Here is a 17,340-nt window from a genome sequence, read left to right on the forward strand (position 1 = left end):
CCTCATCACAGACTGCATTCAGGAGTTATGACATGAAAAAGATAGCCACACTGTTATTCGCCGGACTGATTCAGCTCGGTTTTTCTTCTGCCGCACTGGCAGAGAACGATCTGGCAAAAATCCAGTCGGCAGGCGTGCTGAAAATCGGCACGGAGGGCACCTACCCACCGTTTACCTTCCACGATGCATCCGGGGCACTGACCGGTTTTGATGTCGATATCGGTCGTGAAGTCGCAAAGCGTCTGAACGTTAAAGCGGAGTTTGTTGAAGGTAAATGGGACGGACTGATTGCCGGGCTGGATGCTAAACGCTACGAGGCAGTCATTAATCAGGTTTCCATCACCCCGGAGCGCCAGCAGAAATTTGATTTCTCTGCGCCGTATATTGCGTCTAAAGGCGTGCTGATTGTGCGCAGTGATAACGACACTATTAAGACCTTCGCGGATTTGAAAGGGAAAAAATCTGCCCACACGCTGACCAGCAACTATGCTCAGCTGGCCCGCAGTTATGGTGCGGAGATCGTCGGGACGGATGGCTTTAACCAGTCGGTCGATCTGGTGGCCAGCGGCCGCGCAGATGCGACAATTAACGATAACCTGTCATACCTCGACTTCAAAAAGCACAAGCCAGAGGCAAAAGTCAAAATTGCTGCCACCCAGAGTGATGCCGAACATTCCGGTATTCTGCTGCGCAAAGGTAACCCGGAGCTGAAGGCCGCCATTGATAAGGCGCTGACCGAAATGAAAAATGACGGCACCTATCAGCGTATTTCCCAGCACTACTTTGCCGCTGACGTTTCGAAATAATCGCTGTTATCCCTCCGCAGGGCGTTCCCCTGCGGAGTCCTCTCCGCCCGGTCAGGTTTCCTTGCTGTCAGAGGGCCGTACCGCTCAGTAATTGTCCCGCGTCTTCTGATCCAAACCACTCCACCAGAAAATCCAGCAGGGCGCGCAGGCGCGCTGACTGATACTGACGGGAGGCATAAATAGCATACACCCCTAGTTCATCCAGCTGGTAATCGGGCAGGAGCGCCACCAGTTCACCGCGGGCAAGAAACGGCTGCGCGCTGTACACCGGCTGCATGGCGATACCAGCTCCAGCCAGCGTCGCCGCCAGCAGCATCACCGAATCATTACCACTCAGATTGCCACTGACGGCCACCGCCTCCTTCTCCTGACGACGGGTAAAGTGCCACAGGCTTTTACCAAAGTGCGAGTAGGCCAGACAGTTGTGATGTACCAGATCCTGCGGCACCACCGGGATCCCCGCCAGCGCCAGATAGGCTGGTGCCGCACAGATTACCGACCGGCAGCGGTGCAGCGGTCGGGCAATCAGGTTCGGCTCCAACTGGGCTGTGATGCGCAGGGCCAGATCGATGCGCTCTTCCACCAGGTTAACCCGCTGATTACTGATGTGCAGGTCGATACGCACCAGGGGGTAACGCCGCTGGAAGGCGGTCAGCGCCACCATCAGCACGCTCTGGCCCAGCGACAGCGAGCAGGACACCCGCAGCAGACCGGACAGCGCTTCACCTTCCGGCTGGTTACTGAGCTCAATTTCCGCGGCCAGCGCCATCATCTGCTGGCAGCGGGCCAGCGCATGTTCTCCGGCCGGCGTCAGGCTCAGGCGTCGCGTGCTGCGGTGCAGCAGGCGCGCGCCGGCCCAGCTCTCCATCTGGCTGAGATAGCGCGTGACCATCGCGCGTGAGATATCCAGCGTGTCCGCCGCCGCCGACAGGCTGCCGCGCTGCACGATGGTGATAAAAACCTTCGCCGCCGTGATGCGATCCATAATCTGTCCGTTATATGCAACAATCTGTTGCCTGATAGTCGGTTTATCTGCTGAATTTTGCAACCTACACTGTTCTCTTTCCCGTAATCAGGTAGCTCATCATGAAAACCCGTCTGACGTTACTGCTGGCCCTGACCGCCAGCACACCGCTGTATGCCGCTGAAACGCTGAAGCTGGAGGTCTATAACCCGGGCGAAGCCAGCATGTTTGCCGTCTCCAGCGAAATAATCTCCGGCCCGCATGAGGTGGTGCTGATCGATGCCCAGTTCCAGCGCAATGACGCTGAAGCCCTGGTGAAACGCATCAAAGCCACCGGCAAGCGGCTGACCACGGTGTTTATCAGCCAGTCCGATCCGGACTTTTACTTTGGCCTGGAGACCATTAAGCAGGCATTCCCGCAGGCTAAAATTATCGCCACGGCGGCCACGGTCGATCTGATTAAGCAATCGAAAAACGGTAAGCTGGCGTTCTGGGGCCCGAAAATGGGCGCGAATGCGCCACAGTCGCTGGTGGTGCCTGACGTGTTAACCGGCAACAGTTTCCGGGTCGATGGTGAAACCATTGAGGTGAAAGGCATTGACGGCCCGCAGCCGCAGAATACGTATTTGTGGGTGCCCGCACTGAAAACGGTGATGGGCGGCGTGGTGGTGTATGGCAATAATATCCACGTCTGGATGGCCGATGCCCAGACGCCTGCTGAACGTTCTGCCTGGCAGCAGAAGCTGGAAGCGATTCAGGCCCTGAAGCCCGCGCGCGTGGTGCCGGGCCATTTCCTGCCGGGCGCAGCCGAGACGCTGGCATCGGTTAACTTCACCCAACAGTATCTGAAAACCGCTGAAACCGTGCTGGCGGAGAGTCAGGATGCAGCCAGCTATACGGCGGCGATGAAGACCCGGTATCCGGCACTGAAGGAAGCCTCAAGTCTGGAACTGAGTGCAAAAGTGCTGAAAGGGGAGATGAAGTGGCCGCAGTAAGCGGATAACAGGGCGTAGCGGGTCGGCCTTTTTCTGGCCGCCCCGCTACCCTTGACCTCAGGCGATATTCAGGTATTTATGCGTCTGCATCGACAGCCGCCAGTTGCGCGCGATACAGGTTTCAATACAGAGCTTCGTCGCATCCGCCTTCTGGCTGATGGGCTGCAGCGCGATAATCCGCGCTTTGTCATCACTCAGTGTTGCCAGTAAAGTATCCAGCGCGTCCACGTCACGCTGGCGCGCCACCGGATGCTTGACCTCATCTGCCCGCACCAGCGCCTGATTCAGCACGTCATAGCCGCCACGCATGTTCACCTTGGGCGACACGGTCACCCACGTTTCCGGCGTACAGCGCACCTCATGAGTGCCGCTGGTTTCGATCTGGCAGCCGAAACCCTCTTGCTCAAGGGCGGCGGTCAGCGGCGTCAGATCGTGAATGCAGGGCTCACCGCCGGTGATCACAATATGCTTTGCCGTCCAGCCGTGCTGGCGGATCACACCGATTAACGCCTGCGCATCGGCCGCTCCCCAGGCATCCGTTTCCACGGTTTTCAGCAGGATATCTCCCAGCGATGTCTCCCGATCGGCCAGCTTATCCCAGGTATGCTTGGTATCACACCAGCTGCAGCCCACCGGGCATCCCTGCAGGCGGATAAAAATTGCCGGAACGCCGGTATAAAGACCTTCGCCCTGCAACGTCTGGAACATTTCATTTATCGGGTACTGCATTTACATCTCGACTGGTGGCTAAAATACGGGCGCAGATTATGGCAGATTGACAGAAGAAGACCAAACAAAGCGTGCCTGTGATTGTACTGAGGTTGACCGCCGCCCTGAAAAGGCGACGGTCAGACAGGGCTAGAACGTTTCCCAGTGGCCCTCACTCTGCACAGTGATATTACGCGGTGCGGCCAGGCGCGGCGTTTTCAACGCCGGTGCGACATGACGGATCGCTGCGGCGTTCTGTGAACCGATTTTAAACACCGCCACTGCCTGAGACAGCAGGCTGGCCTGCTCTTCCAGCGACGCGGATGCTGCCGCTGATTCCTGCACCAGCGCGGCATTCTGCTGGGTGACCCGATCCATTTCGGTCACTGCAAGGCCAATCTGGTCGATACCCCGGCTCTGTTCGTCCGAGGCAGAGGAAATCTCCCCCATGATATCGGTGACACGGACCACCGCACTGACGATGTCCGTCATGGTGTCCCCCGCCGTCGCGACCTGCTGCGAACCGGCGTCAACGCGGTTAACGGAGTCCTCGATCAGCGTTTTGATCTCTTTGGCGGCCTGCGCGCTGCGCTGGGCAAGGTTGCGAACCTCCCCGGCGACCACGGCAAAACCGCGCCCCTGCTCACCGGCCCGTGCCGCTTCCACAGCCGCATTCAGCGCCAGGATGTTGGTCTGGAAGGCGATACCGTCGATCACGCTGGTGATATCGGCAATCTTCTTCGAGCTGCCGGCGATCTCCTGCATGGTTTTCACCACCCCGTCGACCACACGGCCTCCTTTCGCCGCCGTCTCAGAGGCATTTTTGGCCAGCTGGGACGCCTGACGGGCATTTTCTGCGTTCTGCTTCACGGTGGCCGTCAACTCTTCCATACTCGCCGCCGTTTGCTCCAGAGAGGCGGCCTGCTGCTCGGTACGGGAAGAGAGGTCATTATTACCCTGCGAAATTTCACTGGCTCCGGTGTAGATGGCATTGGAACTGTCGCGCACGTTACCCACAGTGGCGACGAGCGACTGCTGCATCTGCGTCAGGTTACTGGCCAGCAGCCCCATTTCACTGCGTCCATCCACCACCAGGGTTTCAGAAAGGTCACCGGCGGCGATGCGCTGAATATGCACCAGCAGCTGTTTCAGCGGCGTCAGCAGGACGCGTTTGATCACTACCCAGACCGAAGCAACCAGCACCAGCAGCACCAGAATAATCGCGCCCAGCGTCCATACCATATGGCTGTAGCCTTCGTGATTATCCGTGACCCCGACCGCCAGCAGCTTGCTGTTCTGCTCACGCCAGCCGTCATAATTTTTTTCCAGGTCGTCCTGCGCTTTCTGCGCTTCCAGATTACCGTAGGCCTCGTAGTTATTCGCGCCCAGGAACTGGATAGACTGCTTCATGGTGTCATACATCAGCTGATAGCTGCTGACGATAGCCTCATCCAGTGCCGGATTTTGCCCGTCGACCGTAGGATAACTTTTATAGCGGGCAAAATGCTGCCCGGCGTCGTCCAGCGTTTCCGTCGCCTGACCCAGCAGCTTTTCTATTGCCGCCATGGAAGCGGGATCGGTCTGCTTTTTCAGGATACGGATTGCGACCCGGTTGATGGTTACACGTGTTTTGACCAGCGTCTGCCAGGCATCACTCAGTTGCCCCTGCTGTTCGGTCAAAATACTGGCGCGGGTGAAGTTGGCCTTGTCCTGGCTGATGGCATTAAAGGAGAGCGCGCTGGAGACGAGCAATAACGCGCTGAAAACGATCAGCATGATAACGATGCTGGTGACAACTTTTATATTTTTAAGCATGGTGCGCACTCTGTCATGGGGTTAGCCCGGTAACAGCTAATATCGGTACAAAGTGCACTTTACTTTAAATAATTACAAAACCCCGCGGGCGGCCCTTTGCTGGCCGCCCGCGTGGATAAGCTACATAAATCCGTTCTCGTGCATCTGCATCATCGCCTGCTTCGCCACGTCCTTCGCCCCGCTGAGGGTGAAGTGCCCGTAGTCATTCGACGTCGGGTGGCCGTCAGACGCCAGGCCACGGCAGACGTTCCCCGGACAGACTATCGAATAAACCGAGATATAAGGCGTCCCCTGCTGCGCCATCGCCGCATGCAGTTGGGCATCGGTTCCCCTGACCTCTTTTTTAATCGAAGACGCCACCAAATCTTTGCGCCCGTCCGTCTGGTACGCCAGCAGATCTGGCAGCGCCTCGGTGTATTCCACGGTAGGCCCCATCACGATGATATTGTCAGAGCGGGATTTAAGATGGTCGAGGGTGGCGCGCAGCGGAGCGATATCCTCCGGCGCCCAGCGTGCCGAAATAATAATGCCGTCAATGTGATGCGCAGGGATCCACTCATCGTAGACGTAGTCGACCAGCTTCGTGCAGGGATTACGCAGGTCCTGTTTGTAGAGCGGCTTACAGCCCGCTGAGGTGGCCTGGATGACGTTCACCCCCTCGCCCGCAGCCAGACTGACGGCACGCCACAGGTGGGCGGCATGGCTGTCGCCGATCATTACGTAGTTCTTCGCCGTGCTGGAGGTCTTCAGACAGAACTCACGGTTAAAAGGCTTATCCTCTTCGTTCTTTCCATCCACAAAGCACTGGCCCCGGCGGTACTGGTAGTCAAACTCCGGCATTTTGCTGTATTCGGAATACTGTGCCAGCGCCAGCGCTTCCGCAGAAAACTGCCCGGAGCTGTTACTGATATGCCCTTTATACACCGCACCGCTGGCCATCACTGCCAGACCAATAACCGATGCCGTCACAATACGCCCCGGCGATACCCAGGCAAGACGGTAACGGAAGGGGATCTCGATCAGATAGCGAGAGGCAACGGCAAGACCAAAGGTTAAGGCCAGGATCACCAGCTCGCGTACACCGGGTTCGATATTAAAGAACATGCGGGAGTAGACAATAATCGGCCAGTGCCACAGATACAGGCAGTAGGAGATCATACCGATGTACACCACCGGCTTCAGCGCCAGCAGACGCGAGACCACCGACTGCTGGCCTGCGAGGATAATCAGGAAGCTGCCGAGGCAGGGATAGAGCGCATTCCACGCCGGGAATGGCAGAGTGGTATCCAGCCACAGGAAGCCAAACAGAATCAGCCCAAGCCCGGCCAGACTCATGCCGTGTTTCAGCGCGGCACTGTAATGGGCGGTTTTCGCCTCCAGCCCGGCGATAGCAATAATCCCACCAAGCGCCAGCTCCCACGCACGGGTTGGCAGCATATAGAAGGTAAAGGTTGGCTTGCGCGTTACGCCGTAAATACTCAGCAGCAGCGATCCGGCAATCACCAGCAGCATCACCTGCGTGGTGCGGCGGCGGAAGAGCCGGATCACCAGCAGCAGCACGACCGGGAAGAGAATATAGAACTGTTCCTCTACCGCCAGCGACCAGGTGTGCAGCAGCGGTTTCAGGTCGGCCGGCCCGTCAAAGTAGCCCGTGGTCTTCCAGAAAAAGATATTGGACGCAGAAAGCAGCGCCGCCAGCGCGCTGTTACTCAGATCGGTGAACTGCGCAGGCAACAGATGGTAGTAGCCAAAGATCATTGTCGCCAGCAGCACCACAAACAGCGGCGGCAGAATACGCAGGCAGCGGCGCTTATAGAAATCCAGCCAGGAGAAGTTGTCGCTGATAGCACTGTTATAAATAATGCCGCAGATCAGATAGCCGGAAATAACAAAGAAGATATCCACGCCGGTAAACCCACCGGGTATCCCCCCGATCCCCATGTGGTAAGCGATAACGGGTAGCACGGCGAGTGCGCGAAGCCCGTCAACATCAGCACGGTATTTCATATTTCCTGATCCTGATTACAAATAGTGACCAGGAATTTACACAAAATAACCGCATAAAACGCCCCGTAACAGATAACCAGGATTTTTCCGCATCAGACAAAATTCAGTTAACACTTTGAAAAATAAAAATAAACAAAAAAAAGCCCCGTCCGGAGACGGGGCTTTTCAGATTATCCTCAGCCTGATAAACGGCTCAGAATAACAGCAGCTTACTGACCTTTAACTTCTTTCAGGCCATTGAACGGCGCACGGTTGCCCAGCGCTTCTTCAATACGGATCAGCTGGTTGTACTTAGCAACACGGTCAGAACGGCTCATCGAACCGGTTTTAATCTGGCCCGCTGCAGTACCTACCGCCAGGTCAGCGATAGTGGCATCTTCGGTTTCGCCTGAACGGTGAGAGATCACCGCAGTGTAGCCCGCGTCTTTTGCCATTTTGATCGCAGCCAGGGTTTCGGTCAGAGAACCGATCTGGTTGAATTTGATCAGGATGGAGTTAGCGATGCCTTTATCGATACCTTCTTTCAGGATCTTGGTGTTGGTAACGAACAGGTCGTCGCCCACCAGCTGGATTTTGTCGCCCAGCACTTCGGTCTGGTATTTGAAGCCAGCCCAGTCAGATTCGTCCAGACCGTCTTCGATAGAGACGATTGGGTACTGTTTGGTCAGGTCTTCCAGGAAGTGAGTGAACTCTTCAGAAGTGAAGGCTTTGTTGCCTTCGCCAGCCAGCACATATTTGCCGTCTTTGTAGAATTCAGAGGCTGCACAGTCCATCGCCAGGGTGATGTCTTTACCCAGAACGTAGCCCGCTTCTTTTACCGCTTCAGCGATAACAGCCAGTGCTTCGGCGTTAGAACCCAGGTTTGGCGCGTAGCCACCTTCGTCACCAACCGCAGTACCCATACCTTTAGACTTCAGCACTTTTGCCAGGGTGTGGAAAACTTCAGAACCCATGCGAACCGCTTCTTTCAGCGTTTTCGCGCCAACAGGCTGGATCATGAATTCCTGGATATCGACGTTGTTGTCTGCGTGCTCGCCGCCGTTGATGATGTTCATCATTGGCAGTGGCATAGAGAACTTGCCTGGGGTGCCGTTCAGTTCAGCGATGTGCTCGTACAGTGGCATGCCTTTCGCTGCCGCAGCAGCTTTCGCCGCCGCCAGAGAAACGGCCAGGATGGCGTTAGCACCAAACTGAGATTTGTTCTCTGTACCGTCCAGATCGATCATGATTTTATCGATGTTGGCCTGGTCTTTCGCGTCTTTACCGGTGACCGCATCAGCGATTGGACCGTTAACCGCAGCAACCGCTTTGGTCACGCCTTTACCCAGGAAACGAGATTTGTCACCGTCACGCAGTTCCAGCGCTTCGCGGGAACCGGTAGAAGCCCCTGATGGTGCTGCTGCCAGACCAACAAAGCCACCTTCCAGGTGCACTTCAGCTTCAACGGTCGGATTTCCACGGGAGTCGATGATTTCACGACCGATGACTTTTACGATTTTGGACATTAGTTTTTCCTCAGTACAAGTTAGCTTAAACTTAGACGCACCTCTTGAAGCCTTACGATTTCAAGAGGTTATGAAAACACTTATTTTGCCAAACGCTTCTGGTACTCACTGGCGGCTTTAACAAAGCCACTGAACAGCGGGTGCCCGTCTCGAGGTGTTGAGGTGAATTCCGGATGGAACTGACACGCAACAAACCAGGGGTGGTCAGGAAGCTCAATGATCTCCACCAGCTGGTCATCCCCTGAGCGGCCTGCAACACGTAATCCAGCCGCTTCAATCTGCTTCAATAGCATATTGTTGACTTCATAACGATGACGGTGACGCTCAACAATAGTGTCAGAGCCGTACAGCTTCTGCACCAGGCTGTTTTCGGTCAGCTGGCACTGCTGGCTGCCCAGACGCATGGTTCCACCCAGATCGCTCTGCTCAGAACGCTGCTCAACGTTGCCGTCTTCATCACGCCATTCAGTAATCAGCGCGACAACCGGGTACTTACAGTCAGGGACAAACTCAGTCGAGTTCGCACCCGGCATGTTCGCCACGTTACGGGCAAACTCCATCAACGCCACCTGCATTCCCAGGCAGATGCCCAGGTAAGGGATGTTATTTTCACGGGCGTACTGCGCGGTCATCAGTTTGCCTTCTACGCCGCGATAGCCGAAACCGCCAGGAATAAGGATAGCATCCAGATTCTTCAGCACTTCAACACCACGGGTTTCGACATCCTGAGAGTCAATAAGTTTGATATTCACAGTAACGCGATTTTTCAGGCCACCGTGCTTCAGGGCTTCAATCACTGATTTGTAGGCATCCGGCAGCTCGACATATTTGCCGACCATACCAATGTTAACTTCACCACCCGGGTTAGCTTCTTCATAAATCACCTGCTCCCACTCGGCCAGATTGGCTTCCGGGGCGTTCAGGTTGAAGCGCTTGCAGATGTAGTCATCCAGGCCCTGCGATTTCAACATGCCTGGGATTTTATAAATGGAGTCGACGTCTTTCAGCGAGATAACCGCTTTTTCAGGCACGTTACAGAACAGCGCTATTTTCGCACGCTCATTTGCCGGAACGGCACGGTCTGAACGGCAAATCAGCACATCCGGCTGAATACCGATAGAAAGCAGTTCTTTAACGGAGTGCTGAGTAGGCTTGGTTTTGACTTCGCCCGCTGCTGCCATGTACGGCACCAGCGTCAGGTGCATGTAGATCGTGTGCTCACGGCCCACGTCTACCGCCATCTGGCGGATCGCCTCAAGGAACGGCAGGGATTCGATGTCACCTACGGTGCCACCAATTTCTACCAGCACCACATCGTGGCCTTCGCCGCCTTCGATGATGCGTTCTTTGATTGCATTGGTAATGTGTGGGATCACCTGAATAGTCGCGCCCAGGTAGTCACCGCGACGTTCTTTGCGCAGCACTTCTGAGTAGATTCGACCGGTGGTGAAGTTGTTACGGCGGCTCATCTTAGTCCGGATGAAACGCTCATAGTGGCCAAGATCCAGATCGGTCTCCGCCCCGTCATCGGTGACGAAGACTTCACCGTGCTGGGTGGGACTCATGGTACCTGGATCCACGTTAATGTACGGGTCCAGCTTCATGATAGTCACGTTAAGACCACGTGCTTCAAGGATAGCGGCCAGGGAAGCTGCGGCAATGCCTTTACCCAGAGAGGAAACGACCCCGCCGGTCACAAATATATAGTTCGTTGTCATGCTGAACCTGAGAATGTAGGTTTAAAGACGATGGAATGGATAACCAGGACGGGAAAATAGTATACCCGAAACACCCCGTGGCGACAATTGATCGTTTCCGGTTGTGTGCTTCCCACCGCATTTACCACCCTGAGATTACCGGAATATGCGCCCCAGGAGGTTGATGCACGTCACACTTTTGTTGAATCGTGTCAGCCTGTTATTCCTGAGATTTGACCACCTGCCATGCGGCTTCCATCTCTTCAAGCGTGGCCTGCTGCATCGTCATCCCCTGCGCGGCGATAATCTGTTCAACCTGACGGAAGCGGCGTTCAAACTTGGTGTTGGCTTTTTGCAGCGCAGTTTCCGCTTTACTGCCGAGGTGGCGTGACAGGTTTACCGTCGCGAAGAGCAGGTCACCGATCTCCTCTTCCAACTTGTCCTGGTCTATCACCGCCTGTTGCGCTTCGTGCATCACTTCATCGATCTCTTCATGCACTTTGTCCAGCACCGGGCCAAGAGTCGTCCAGTCGAAACCGACGTTGCTGCAGCGCTTCTGAATTTTATGCGCGCGCATCAGCGCCGGTAACGCCTGCGGAATATCATCCAGCGCAGAATGCTGGGCTTTACCGGCCCGCTCGTCGCTTTTGATCTGCTCCCAGTTCACCAGCACCTCAGCGCTGCCGCTGACCTGAGCGTCGGCAAAAATGTGCGGATGACGGCGTTCGAGTTTGTCGCTGATGGCGTTGCAGATATCATCAAAGTTAAAGCGCCCCTCTTCCTGTGCCATCTGGGCATAGAACACCACCTGGAACAGCAGATCCCCAAGTTCTCCGCGCAGATCGTCGAAGTCAGCGCGGTTAATCGCATCGATGACTTCATAAGTTTCTTCAAGGGTATAAGGGGCGATGGAAGCAAAGGTCTGCTGGCGATCCCACGGGCAACCGCTTTCCGGATCGCGCAGGGTTTTCATGATGCCCAGCAGGCGATCGAGAGAAGTCATAATTTAATCCATTTAAGTCTTTTTTGTTTGGCAGGCCTGATGGGGTTTTACAACAGGCCACGTCGTGGCGTTACTGGCGCAGGCCGTTTGTTCACCGCCAGCGCGCAATTCCCCTGGTCATCTACACGAGTATGTGACCAGGGGTGAGCACTGCCGGAGGACAACATGGCAGATCAGTGTAATCGTCTGGCGTCGATGATGTCCGGCACCTGGTTGAGCCGGGCAATCACCCGTCCCAGCACCTGCTGGTTGTATATCTCAATATCCATATCGATGGTGGCCAGCTGCTTCTTCGTATCGCTGTGGCTGGACACCCCCAGCACGTTAACCTTTTCATTGGCCAGTATGGTGGTGATATCACGCAGCAGCCCGCTGCGATCGTTGGCGGTGACGCGCACCACCAGCGAATAACCGCTGGAATAAGTCTCTCCCCAGACTGCATCGACGATACGTTCCGGCGCGTGTGATATCAGGTCAGCCAGCTGGTCACAGTCGGCGCGGTGGATGGAGATACCGCGCCCCTGGGTGATAAACCCGGTGATATCGTCACCGGGGATAGGCTGGCAGCAGCGGGCAATATGGTGCATCAGATTACCGACACCTTCCACCACCACGCGGCCACTCTCTTTACTGCGCGGCACGCTGTTCGAGGTTTTCTGCGTCAGCTTCTGCAACGCCTCGCGATCCTCTTCCTCGGCGCTGGGCTTATTCAGCTTCGACTGCAGGAAGTTGCTCATCTGATTCAGACGAATATCGCCGCCACCAATGGCCGCCAGCAGTTCGTCCAGGGAATTGAAGTTGTAGCGCGGCAGCAGCAGCTTTTCAGCATCTTTCAGATTGATATCGAGGTGATCCAGCTCGCTGTCGAGGATCTGGCGTCCGGCGATGATGTTCTTGTCCCGATCCTGCTTACGGAACCAGGCATGAACCTTGGAGCGCCCCCGGCTGGTGGTAACATACCCCAGATTCGGGTTAAGCCAGTCGCGGCTCGGGTTCGGCTGCTTCTGGGTAATAATGTCGATCTGGTCACCCATCTGCAGCTGATAGGTGAACGGCACGATGCGCCCGCCAATCTTGGCACCGATGCAGCGATGGCCAATATCGCTGTGGATATGGTAAGCAAAATCCAGCGGCGTGGAGCCGGCCGGCAGATCGACCACGTCGCCTTTCGGGGTAAACACATAGACCCGATCGTCAAATACCTGACTGCGCACCTCGTCGAGCATCTCGCCGGAGTCCGCCATCTCTTCCTGCCACGTGATCAGCTTACGCAGCCAGGCAATGCGCCCTTCGTGACCGGAAGCACCGCGCGCACTGCCGCCCGCTGTCGCGCCCTCTTTGTATTTCCAGTGCGCGGCCACGCCCAGCTCGGCATCCTCATGCATCTGACGGGTGCGGATCTGAATTTCAACGGTTTTGCCTTTCGGCCCCAGTACCACGGTATGAATGGACTGATAGCCGTTAGGTTTAGGATTGGCGACGTAGTCGTCGAACTCGCTCGGCAGATGGCGATAAAGCGTGTGGACAATACCCAGCGCGCCATAACAGTCCTGCAGGCGTTCGGCCACGATACGCACCGCACGCACGTCAAACAACTCGTCAAAGGCCAGGGATTTTTTCTGCATCTTGCGCCAGATGCTGTAGATATGTTTCGGGCGGCCATAGACTTCGGCTTTCACGCCCTCTTTCACAATCTCGGTGCGCAGTGACTGCACGAAGGTATCAATATAGTCTTCACGGTCAATGCGGCGCTCGTGCAGCAGTTTGGCAATGCGCTTGTATTCGTCCGGATGCAGATAGCGGAAGCAGAAGTCTTCCAGCTCCCATTTTAACTGGCCGATGCCTAGACGGTTTGCCAGGGGAGCATAGATATTGGTGCACTCTTTGGCTGCCAGTACGCGCTCATCTTCCGGTGCGTCTTTCACTTCACGCAGGTGCGCAATACGCTCCGCCAGCTTGATCACCACGCAGCGGAAATCTTCCACCATCGCCAGCAGCATCCGGCGTACATTATCGACCTGCTCTGAGGCCATCGAATCATTATGGGTGGCTTTTAACTGACGGATGGCATCCATATCACGCACGCCGTGCACCAGCGAGACGATAGCTTTACCGTGCTGCTCCTCCAGCAGTGCTTCACTGACCACGCCCGCATCGGCCAGCGGGAACAGCAATGAGGCGCAAAGCGTTTCGCAGTCCATACTGAGCATCGACAGGATTTCCACCATCTCAACGCCGCGCCACAGCAGCAGTGCAGCATCGGGGTGGCCCTGGGTGGTGGCTTCACAGTAGCGCCAGGTTTCGGCCAGTCGTTCACATGACTGCTGGTTGGAGATCCCCAGACTGGTGATCCATTGGTCGAGTGCAAACTCGCCAGCCGTGTTCAGATGTGCACTTCTTACCGCAACCATATCCTCTCCTGGCATCGCCTCTGTTCAGGGGCTTATTTTCGGCTAAACACGCCATGGACACCGCCTGCCGACAGGTTCCCCCCCGACGCACAGCCGCATCCGTTCCTGTAGGTAGCCGGACCGCAGTCATACCTGACTGTCCCGGGTTCGTGTCGTGACATTATACGCAGCCTTGGCCGCTAATGCTGCACTGCCAGCAATACCTGCGACATTTTCGGCCCATATTTTCCCGATAATGGGATAAAACTTCCAATACTAATCACACAGCCGTCCCCGATCAGCGGGTGGCTGCCGTCATAGCTTAGGCTTATGCGAAAATTGTTCCAGTTTTTGCAGTAAATAGTCCCTGATATTCAAAAATATCGCATAAATCTGCACCTGCCCACAGCCGGCTGGCCCACAATACGGGCGCAGTCTGGAGAATTCTGCCGGTGAAATCCGTGACAATCATAGCATCACGGACAAAATGCCTTAAGTGCGGGCCTCATCATGGAGCAACGGCCCTCTTTTTACCGCACGCATTTGGTCATTGTTTCTTTGATGTTCACACGTCATCATTATCAGCAGAAATAATCGGACATCGCCTGCCGGCGAACCGGTTATTGCCCGTACAGACCTTCATGCCATGGGAACGGCACAGCGCGAATCGCCGCCTACAGGGAATACTATGACCAAATACAGCCTGCGGGCGCGAATGATGATCTTGATTCTGGCTCCGACGCTGATGATCGGGCTGCTGCTCTCGACCTTTTTCGTGGTTAACCGTTACAACGAACTGCAGAGCCAGCTGACCGATGCCGGAGTCAATATTATCGAACCCCTGGCTGTCTCCAGTGAATATGGCATGACCTTTCACAGCCGTGAGTCAGTGCGTCAGCTGGTCAGCCTGCTGCACCGCCGCCATTCCGATATTGTGCGGGCAATTTCTGTTTTCGATGACCAGAATCAGCTGTTTGTTACCTCAAACTATCACCAGACACCGGATCTGCTTCGCCTGCCTGATAACACCCCATTAACGATGCGCTTTATGAAGGAACGCCACGGTAACTCGGTGATTCTGCGCACGCCGATTTTGTCTGAAACCTACTACCCGGATGAATCCCCGGGCCAGGACGCCAAACCCACCGGTAACCCCCTCGGATACGTTGCCATTGAGCTGGATTTACAGTCAGTCCGGCTTCAGCAGTATAAAGAAGTGTTTATCTCCACCCTGCTGCTGCTGCTGTGCCTGTGTATTGCCATGGTGTTTGCCTACCGCCTGATGCGCGATGTCACCGGGCCGATTCGCAACATGGTCAGCACCGTTGACCGCATCCGCCGTGGTCAGCTCGACAGTCGCGTAGAAGGTCATATGCTCGGTGAGCTGGACGTGCTGAAGAATGGTATCAACTCGATGGCCATGTCTCTCACCGCGTACCATGAAGAGATGCAGCAAAATATCGACCAGGCCACCTCCGATCTGCGTGAGACACTGGAGCAGATGGAGATCCAGAACGTCGAGCTGGATCTGGCGAAAAAACGCGCTCAGGAGGCGGCACGCATTAAATCAGAGTTCCTCGCCAATATGTCGCATGAGCTGCGTACACCATTAAACGGGGTAATCGGCTTTACCCGCCAGACGCTGAAAACCATGCTGAACTCCACTCAGCGCGACTACCTGCATACCATTGAACGCTCGGCGAACAATTTGTTGAGTATCATCAATGATGTTCTCGACTTTTCGAAGCTGGAAGCCGGGAAGCTGGTTCTGGAAACCATCCCTTTCCCGCTGCGCGCCACCCTGGATGAGGTTGTCGTGCTGCTGGCGCAGTCAGCGCATGAAAAAGGGCTGGAACTGACGCTGAACATTCAGGGAGACGTTCCGGATAATGCCATTGGCGATCCACTGCGTATGCAGCAAATCATCGTCAACCTGCTGGGTAATGCGATCAAATTTACCGAACGCGGCAATATCGATATTCGCGTGGAAAAGCGCGCGCTGAGCAACAATCGCATGGAGCTGGAGGTGCAGATCCATGACAGCGGCATCGGCATTTCCGAAAAGCAGCAGTCACAGCTGTTCCAGGCCTTCCGCCAGGCAGATGCCAGCATTTCTCGCCGCCATGGCGGGACCGGCCTGGGGCTGGTGATCACCCAGAAACTGGTCAATGAAATGGGCGGGGAAATCTCCTTCCACAGCCGCCTTAACCACGGTTCCACCTTCTGGTTCCACGTGAATCTGGCACTTAACCCTAATGCTGCCAGCGATCCACGCGTGATGGACTGTATTGAAGGGCAGCACATGGCCTATGTCGAGCCAAACGAGACGGCGGCGAAAGCCCTGCTGGATATGCTGGCAGCGACACCAATGAAAATCAGCTACAGTCCGACGCTCAGCGCCCTTCCGGACGAACACTATGACGTGCTGCTGATGGGGCTGCCGGTGGCCGATGCGCAAAATCTGGAGATGAGCAGTGAACAGTTGCAGCCCATTCTGCAACGGGCAAGCAGCGTGATTATGGCACTGCCCTTCCAGATGCAGGTCTTCGCTGAGGAGCTGAAAGCACGCGGCGTAACCGCCTGTCTGATTAAGCCGATATCCATGACCCGCCTGATCCCATTACTGGTCGATCATCATCGTCGTGATACCCTGCCCTTACCTGAACGTCCCCGTCTGCCGTTACGCGTGATGGCGGTAGACGATAACCCGGCTAACCTCAAGCTGATTGGTGCCCTGCTGGAAGAGCAGGTGGCAGAGATCGTCCTGTGCGACAGCGGTGAAGGGGCGATCACTCAGGCACGTCAGCAGCATCTGGATATTATCCTGATGGATATTCAGATGCCGGAGATCGACGGTATCCGCGCCAGTGAAGCCATACGTACCCTGCCCCAGCACGCCAATACGCCGATTGTTGCCGTGACGGCACATGCCATGGACGGTGAACGTGAACAGCTGATTAAAGCGGGAATGAATGATTATCTGGCTAAACCGATCGATGAACAAAAACTCAGCCGTTTGCTCGCCCGATATACGCCCGGCGGGCAGCGGGCAATACCGAAAATCATTGAGGTCCCCGCCTCCCTCGACTGGCCGCTGGCACTGCGTCAGGCCGCGAATAAGCCCGATCTGGCCCGCGATCTGTTACAGATGCTGGTAGATTTCCTGCCGGAAGTGCAGGGGCTGGTTGAGCAATATATGGCAGAGGATAATCCGGATGCCCTGAGCGATATCATTCATAAACTGCATGGCAGCGCCAGCTACAGCGGTGTGCCCCGAATGAAACAGCTCTGTCTGCAACTGGAGCAGAGCCTGCGCAACAGCAGAGACCTGACGCTGGTCGAACCGGAGCTTTTCGAGCTGTTGGATGAGATGCAAAACGTGGCGCAGTTGGCGAAAGAACGCCTGAAGCTGTAAGGCCTGTGACGGTGAGGCGTGCCTCACCGTCACAG

At 55.8% G+C, this 17,340-nt stretch carries 11 protein-coding genes; 3 read left to right on the forward strand and 8 right to left on the reverse strand.

Going from position 1 to position 17,340, the window contains the following annotated elements; genetic code table 11:
* The first annotated feature begins 32 nt into the window (after positions 1–32).
* On the forward strand, positions 33–806 hold the full coding sequence (locus EPE01S_RS08550; protein WP_062744215.1) for an amino acid ABC transporter substrate-binding protein: 774 nt from the start codon (positions 33–35) through the stop codon (positions 804–806).
* A gap of 67 nt (positions 807–873) precedes the next feature.
* Here the strand turns inward: EPE01S_RS08550 and EPE01S_RS08555 are convergent, their stop codons facing one another.
* A complete protein-coding gene (locus EPE01S_RS08555) occupies positions 874–1,791 on the reverse strand; it encodes a LysR family transcriptional regulator (protein ID WP_062744216.1) in 918 nt (305 codons plus the stop codon).
* A gap of 101 nt (positions 1,792–1,892) precedes the next feature.
* On the opposite strand from EPE01S_RS08555, the gene EPE01S_RS08560 reads away from it, so the two are divergent.
* Positions 1,893–2,765, forward strand: coding sequence for an MBL fold metallo-hydrolase (locus tag EPE01S_RS08560; RefSeq protein WP_062744217.1), 873 nt, complete (start codon positions 1,893–1,895; stop codon positions 2,763–2,765).
* 57 nt (positions 2,766–2,822) lie between these two features.
* Here the strand turns inward: EPE01S_RS08560 and queE are convergent, their stop codons facing one another.
* The 7 genes from queE to relA form a co-directional block, all read right to left on the reverse strand.
* Positions 2,823–3,494, reverse strand: a complete 672-nt coding sequence (gene queE / locus EPE01S_RS08565) for a 7-carboxy-7-deazaguanine synthase QueE (RefSeq protein ID WP_062744218.1) — start codon at positions 3,492–3,494, stop codon at positions 2,823–2,825.
* Positions 3,495–3,623: 129 nt separating this feature from the next.
* On the reverse strand, positions 3,624–5,288 hold the full coding sequence (locus tag EPE01S_RS08570; protein ID WP_062744219.1) for a methyl-accepting chemotaxis protein: 1,665 nt from the start codon (positions 5,286–5,288) through the stop codon (positions 3,624–3,626).
* 120 nt (positions 5,289–5,408) lie between these two features.
* Positions 5,409–7,295: an acyltransferase family protein gene (locus EPE01S_RS08575; RefSeq protein WP_062744220.1), complete on the reverse strand. Its 1,887-nt coding sequence runs from the start codon at positions 7,293–7,295 to the stop codon at positions 5,409–5,411.
* Positions 7,296–7,504: 209 nt separating this feature from the next.
* The gene (gene eno / locus EPE01S_RS08580; protein WP_062744221.1) at positions 7,505–8,800 is read right to left on the reverse strand and encodes a phosphopyruvate hydratase; all 1,296 of its coding nucleotides are present in this window, start codon (positions 8,798–8,800) and stop codon (positions 7,505–7,507) included.
* 80 nt (positions 8,801–8,880) lie between these two features.
* Complete coding sequence (gene pyrG / locus EPE01S_RS08585) at positions 8,881–10,518, reverse strand: glutamine hydrolyzing CTP synthase (RefSeq protein WP_062744222.1); 1,638 nt, start codon at positions 10,516–10,518, stop codon at positions 8,881–8,883.
* A 199-nt stretch (positions 10,519–10,717) separates the two neighbouring features.
* A complete protein-coding gene (gene mazG / locus EPE01S_RS08590; RefSeq protein ID WP_062744223.1) occupies positions 10,718–11,500 on the reverse strand; it encodes a nucleoside triphosphate pyrophosphohydrolase in 783 nt (260 codons plus the stop codon).
* Positions 11,501–11,673: 173 nt separating this feature from the next.
* A complete protein-coding gene (gene relA, locus EPE01S_RS08595) occupies positions 11,674–13,911 on the reverse strand; it encodes a GTP diphosphokinase (protein ID WP_062744224.1) in 2,238 nt (745 codons plus the stop codon).
* Positions 13,912–14,578: 667 nt separating this feature from the next.
* On the opposite strand from relA, the gene barA reads away from it, so the two are divergent.
* On the forward strand, positions 14,579–17,305 hold the full coding sequence (gene barA / locus EPE01S_RS08600; protein ID WP_062744225.1) for a two-component sensor histidine kinase BarA: 2,727 nt from the start codon (positions 14,579–14,581) through the stop codon (positions 17,303–17,305).
* The last annotated feature ends 35 nt before the right edge of the window (positions 17,306–17,340 follow it).

Origin of the sequence: Erwinia persicina NBRC 102418 (genome assembly GCF_001571305.1) — a bacterium.
Lineage (GTDB): Bacteria > Pseudomonadota > Gammaproteobacteria > Enterobacterales > Enterobacteriaceae > Erwinia > Erwinia persicina.

What these genes read in the sequence shown, in the direction of transcription:
- EPE01S_RS08575 (WP_062744220.1), bottom strand. Translation starts at nt 7,295, where the DNA reads ATGAAATACCGTGCTGATGTTGACGGGCTTCGCGCACTCGCCGTGCTA.
- EPE01S_RS08560 (WP_062744217.1), top strand. Translation starts at nt 1,893, where the DNA reads ATGAAAACCCGTCTGACGTTACTGCTGGCCCTGACCGCCAGCACACCG.
- mazG (WP_062744223.1), bottom strand. Translation starts at nt 11,500, where the DNA reads ATGACTTCTCTCGATCGCCTGCTGGGCATCATGAAAACCCTGCGCGAT.
- EPE01S_RS08550 (WP_062744215.1), top strand. Translation starts at nt 33, where the DNA reads ATGAAAAAGATAGCCACACTGTTATTCGCCGGACTGATTCAGCTCGGT.
- eno (WP_062744221.1), bottom strand. Translation starts at nt 8,800, where the DNA reads ATGTCCAAAATCGTAAAAGTCATCGGTCGTGAAATCATCGACTCCCGT.
- barA (WP_062744225.1), top strand. Translation starts at nt 14,579, where the DNA reads ATGACCAAATACAGCCTGCGGGCGCGAATGATGATCTTGATTCTGGCT.
- pyrG (WP_062744222.1), bottom strand. Translation starts at nt 10,518, where the DNA reads ATGACAACGAACTATATATTTGTGACCGGCGGGGTCGTTTCCTCTCTG.
- queE (WP_062744218.1), bottom strand. Translation starts at nt 3,494, where the DNA reads ATGCAGTACCCGATAAATGAAATGTTCCAGACGTTGCAGGGCGAAGGT.
- EPE01S_RS08555 (WP_062744216.1), bottom strand. Translation starts at nt 1,791, where the DNA reads ATGGATCGCATCACGGCGGCGAAGGTTTTTATCACCATCGTGCAGCGC.
- relA (WP_062744224.1), bottom strand. Translation starts at nt 13,911, where the DNA reads ATGGTTGCGGTAAGAAGTGCACATCTGAACACGGCTGGCGAGTTTGCA.
- EPE01S_RS08570 (WP_062744219.1), bottom strand. Translation starts at nt 5,288, where the DNA reads ATGCTTAAAAATATAAAAGTTGTCACCAGCATCGTTATCATGCTGATC.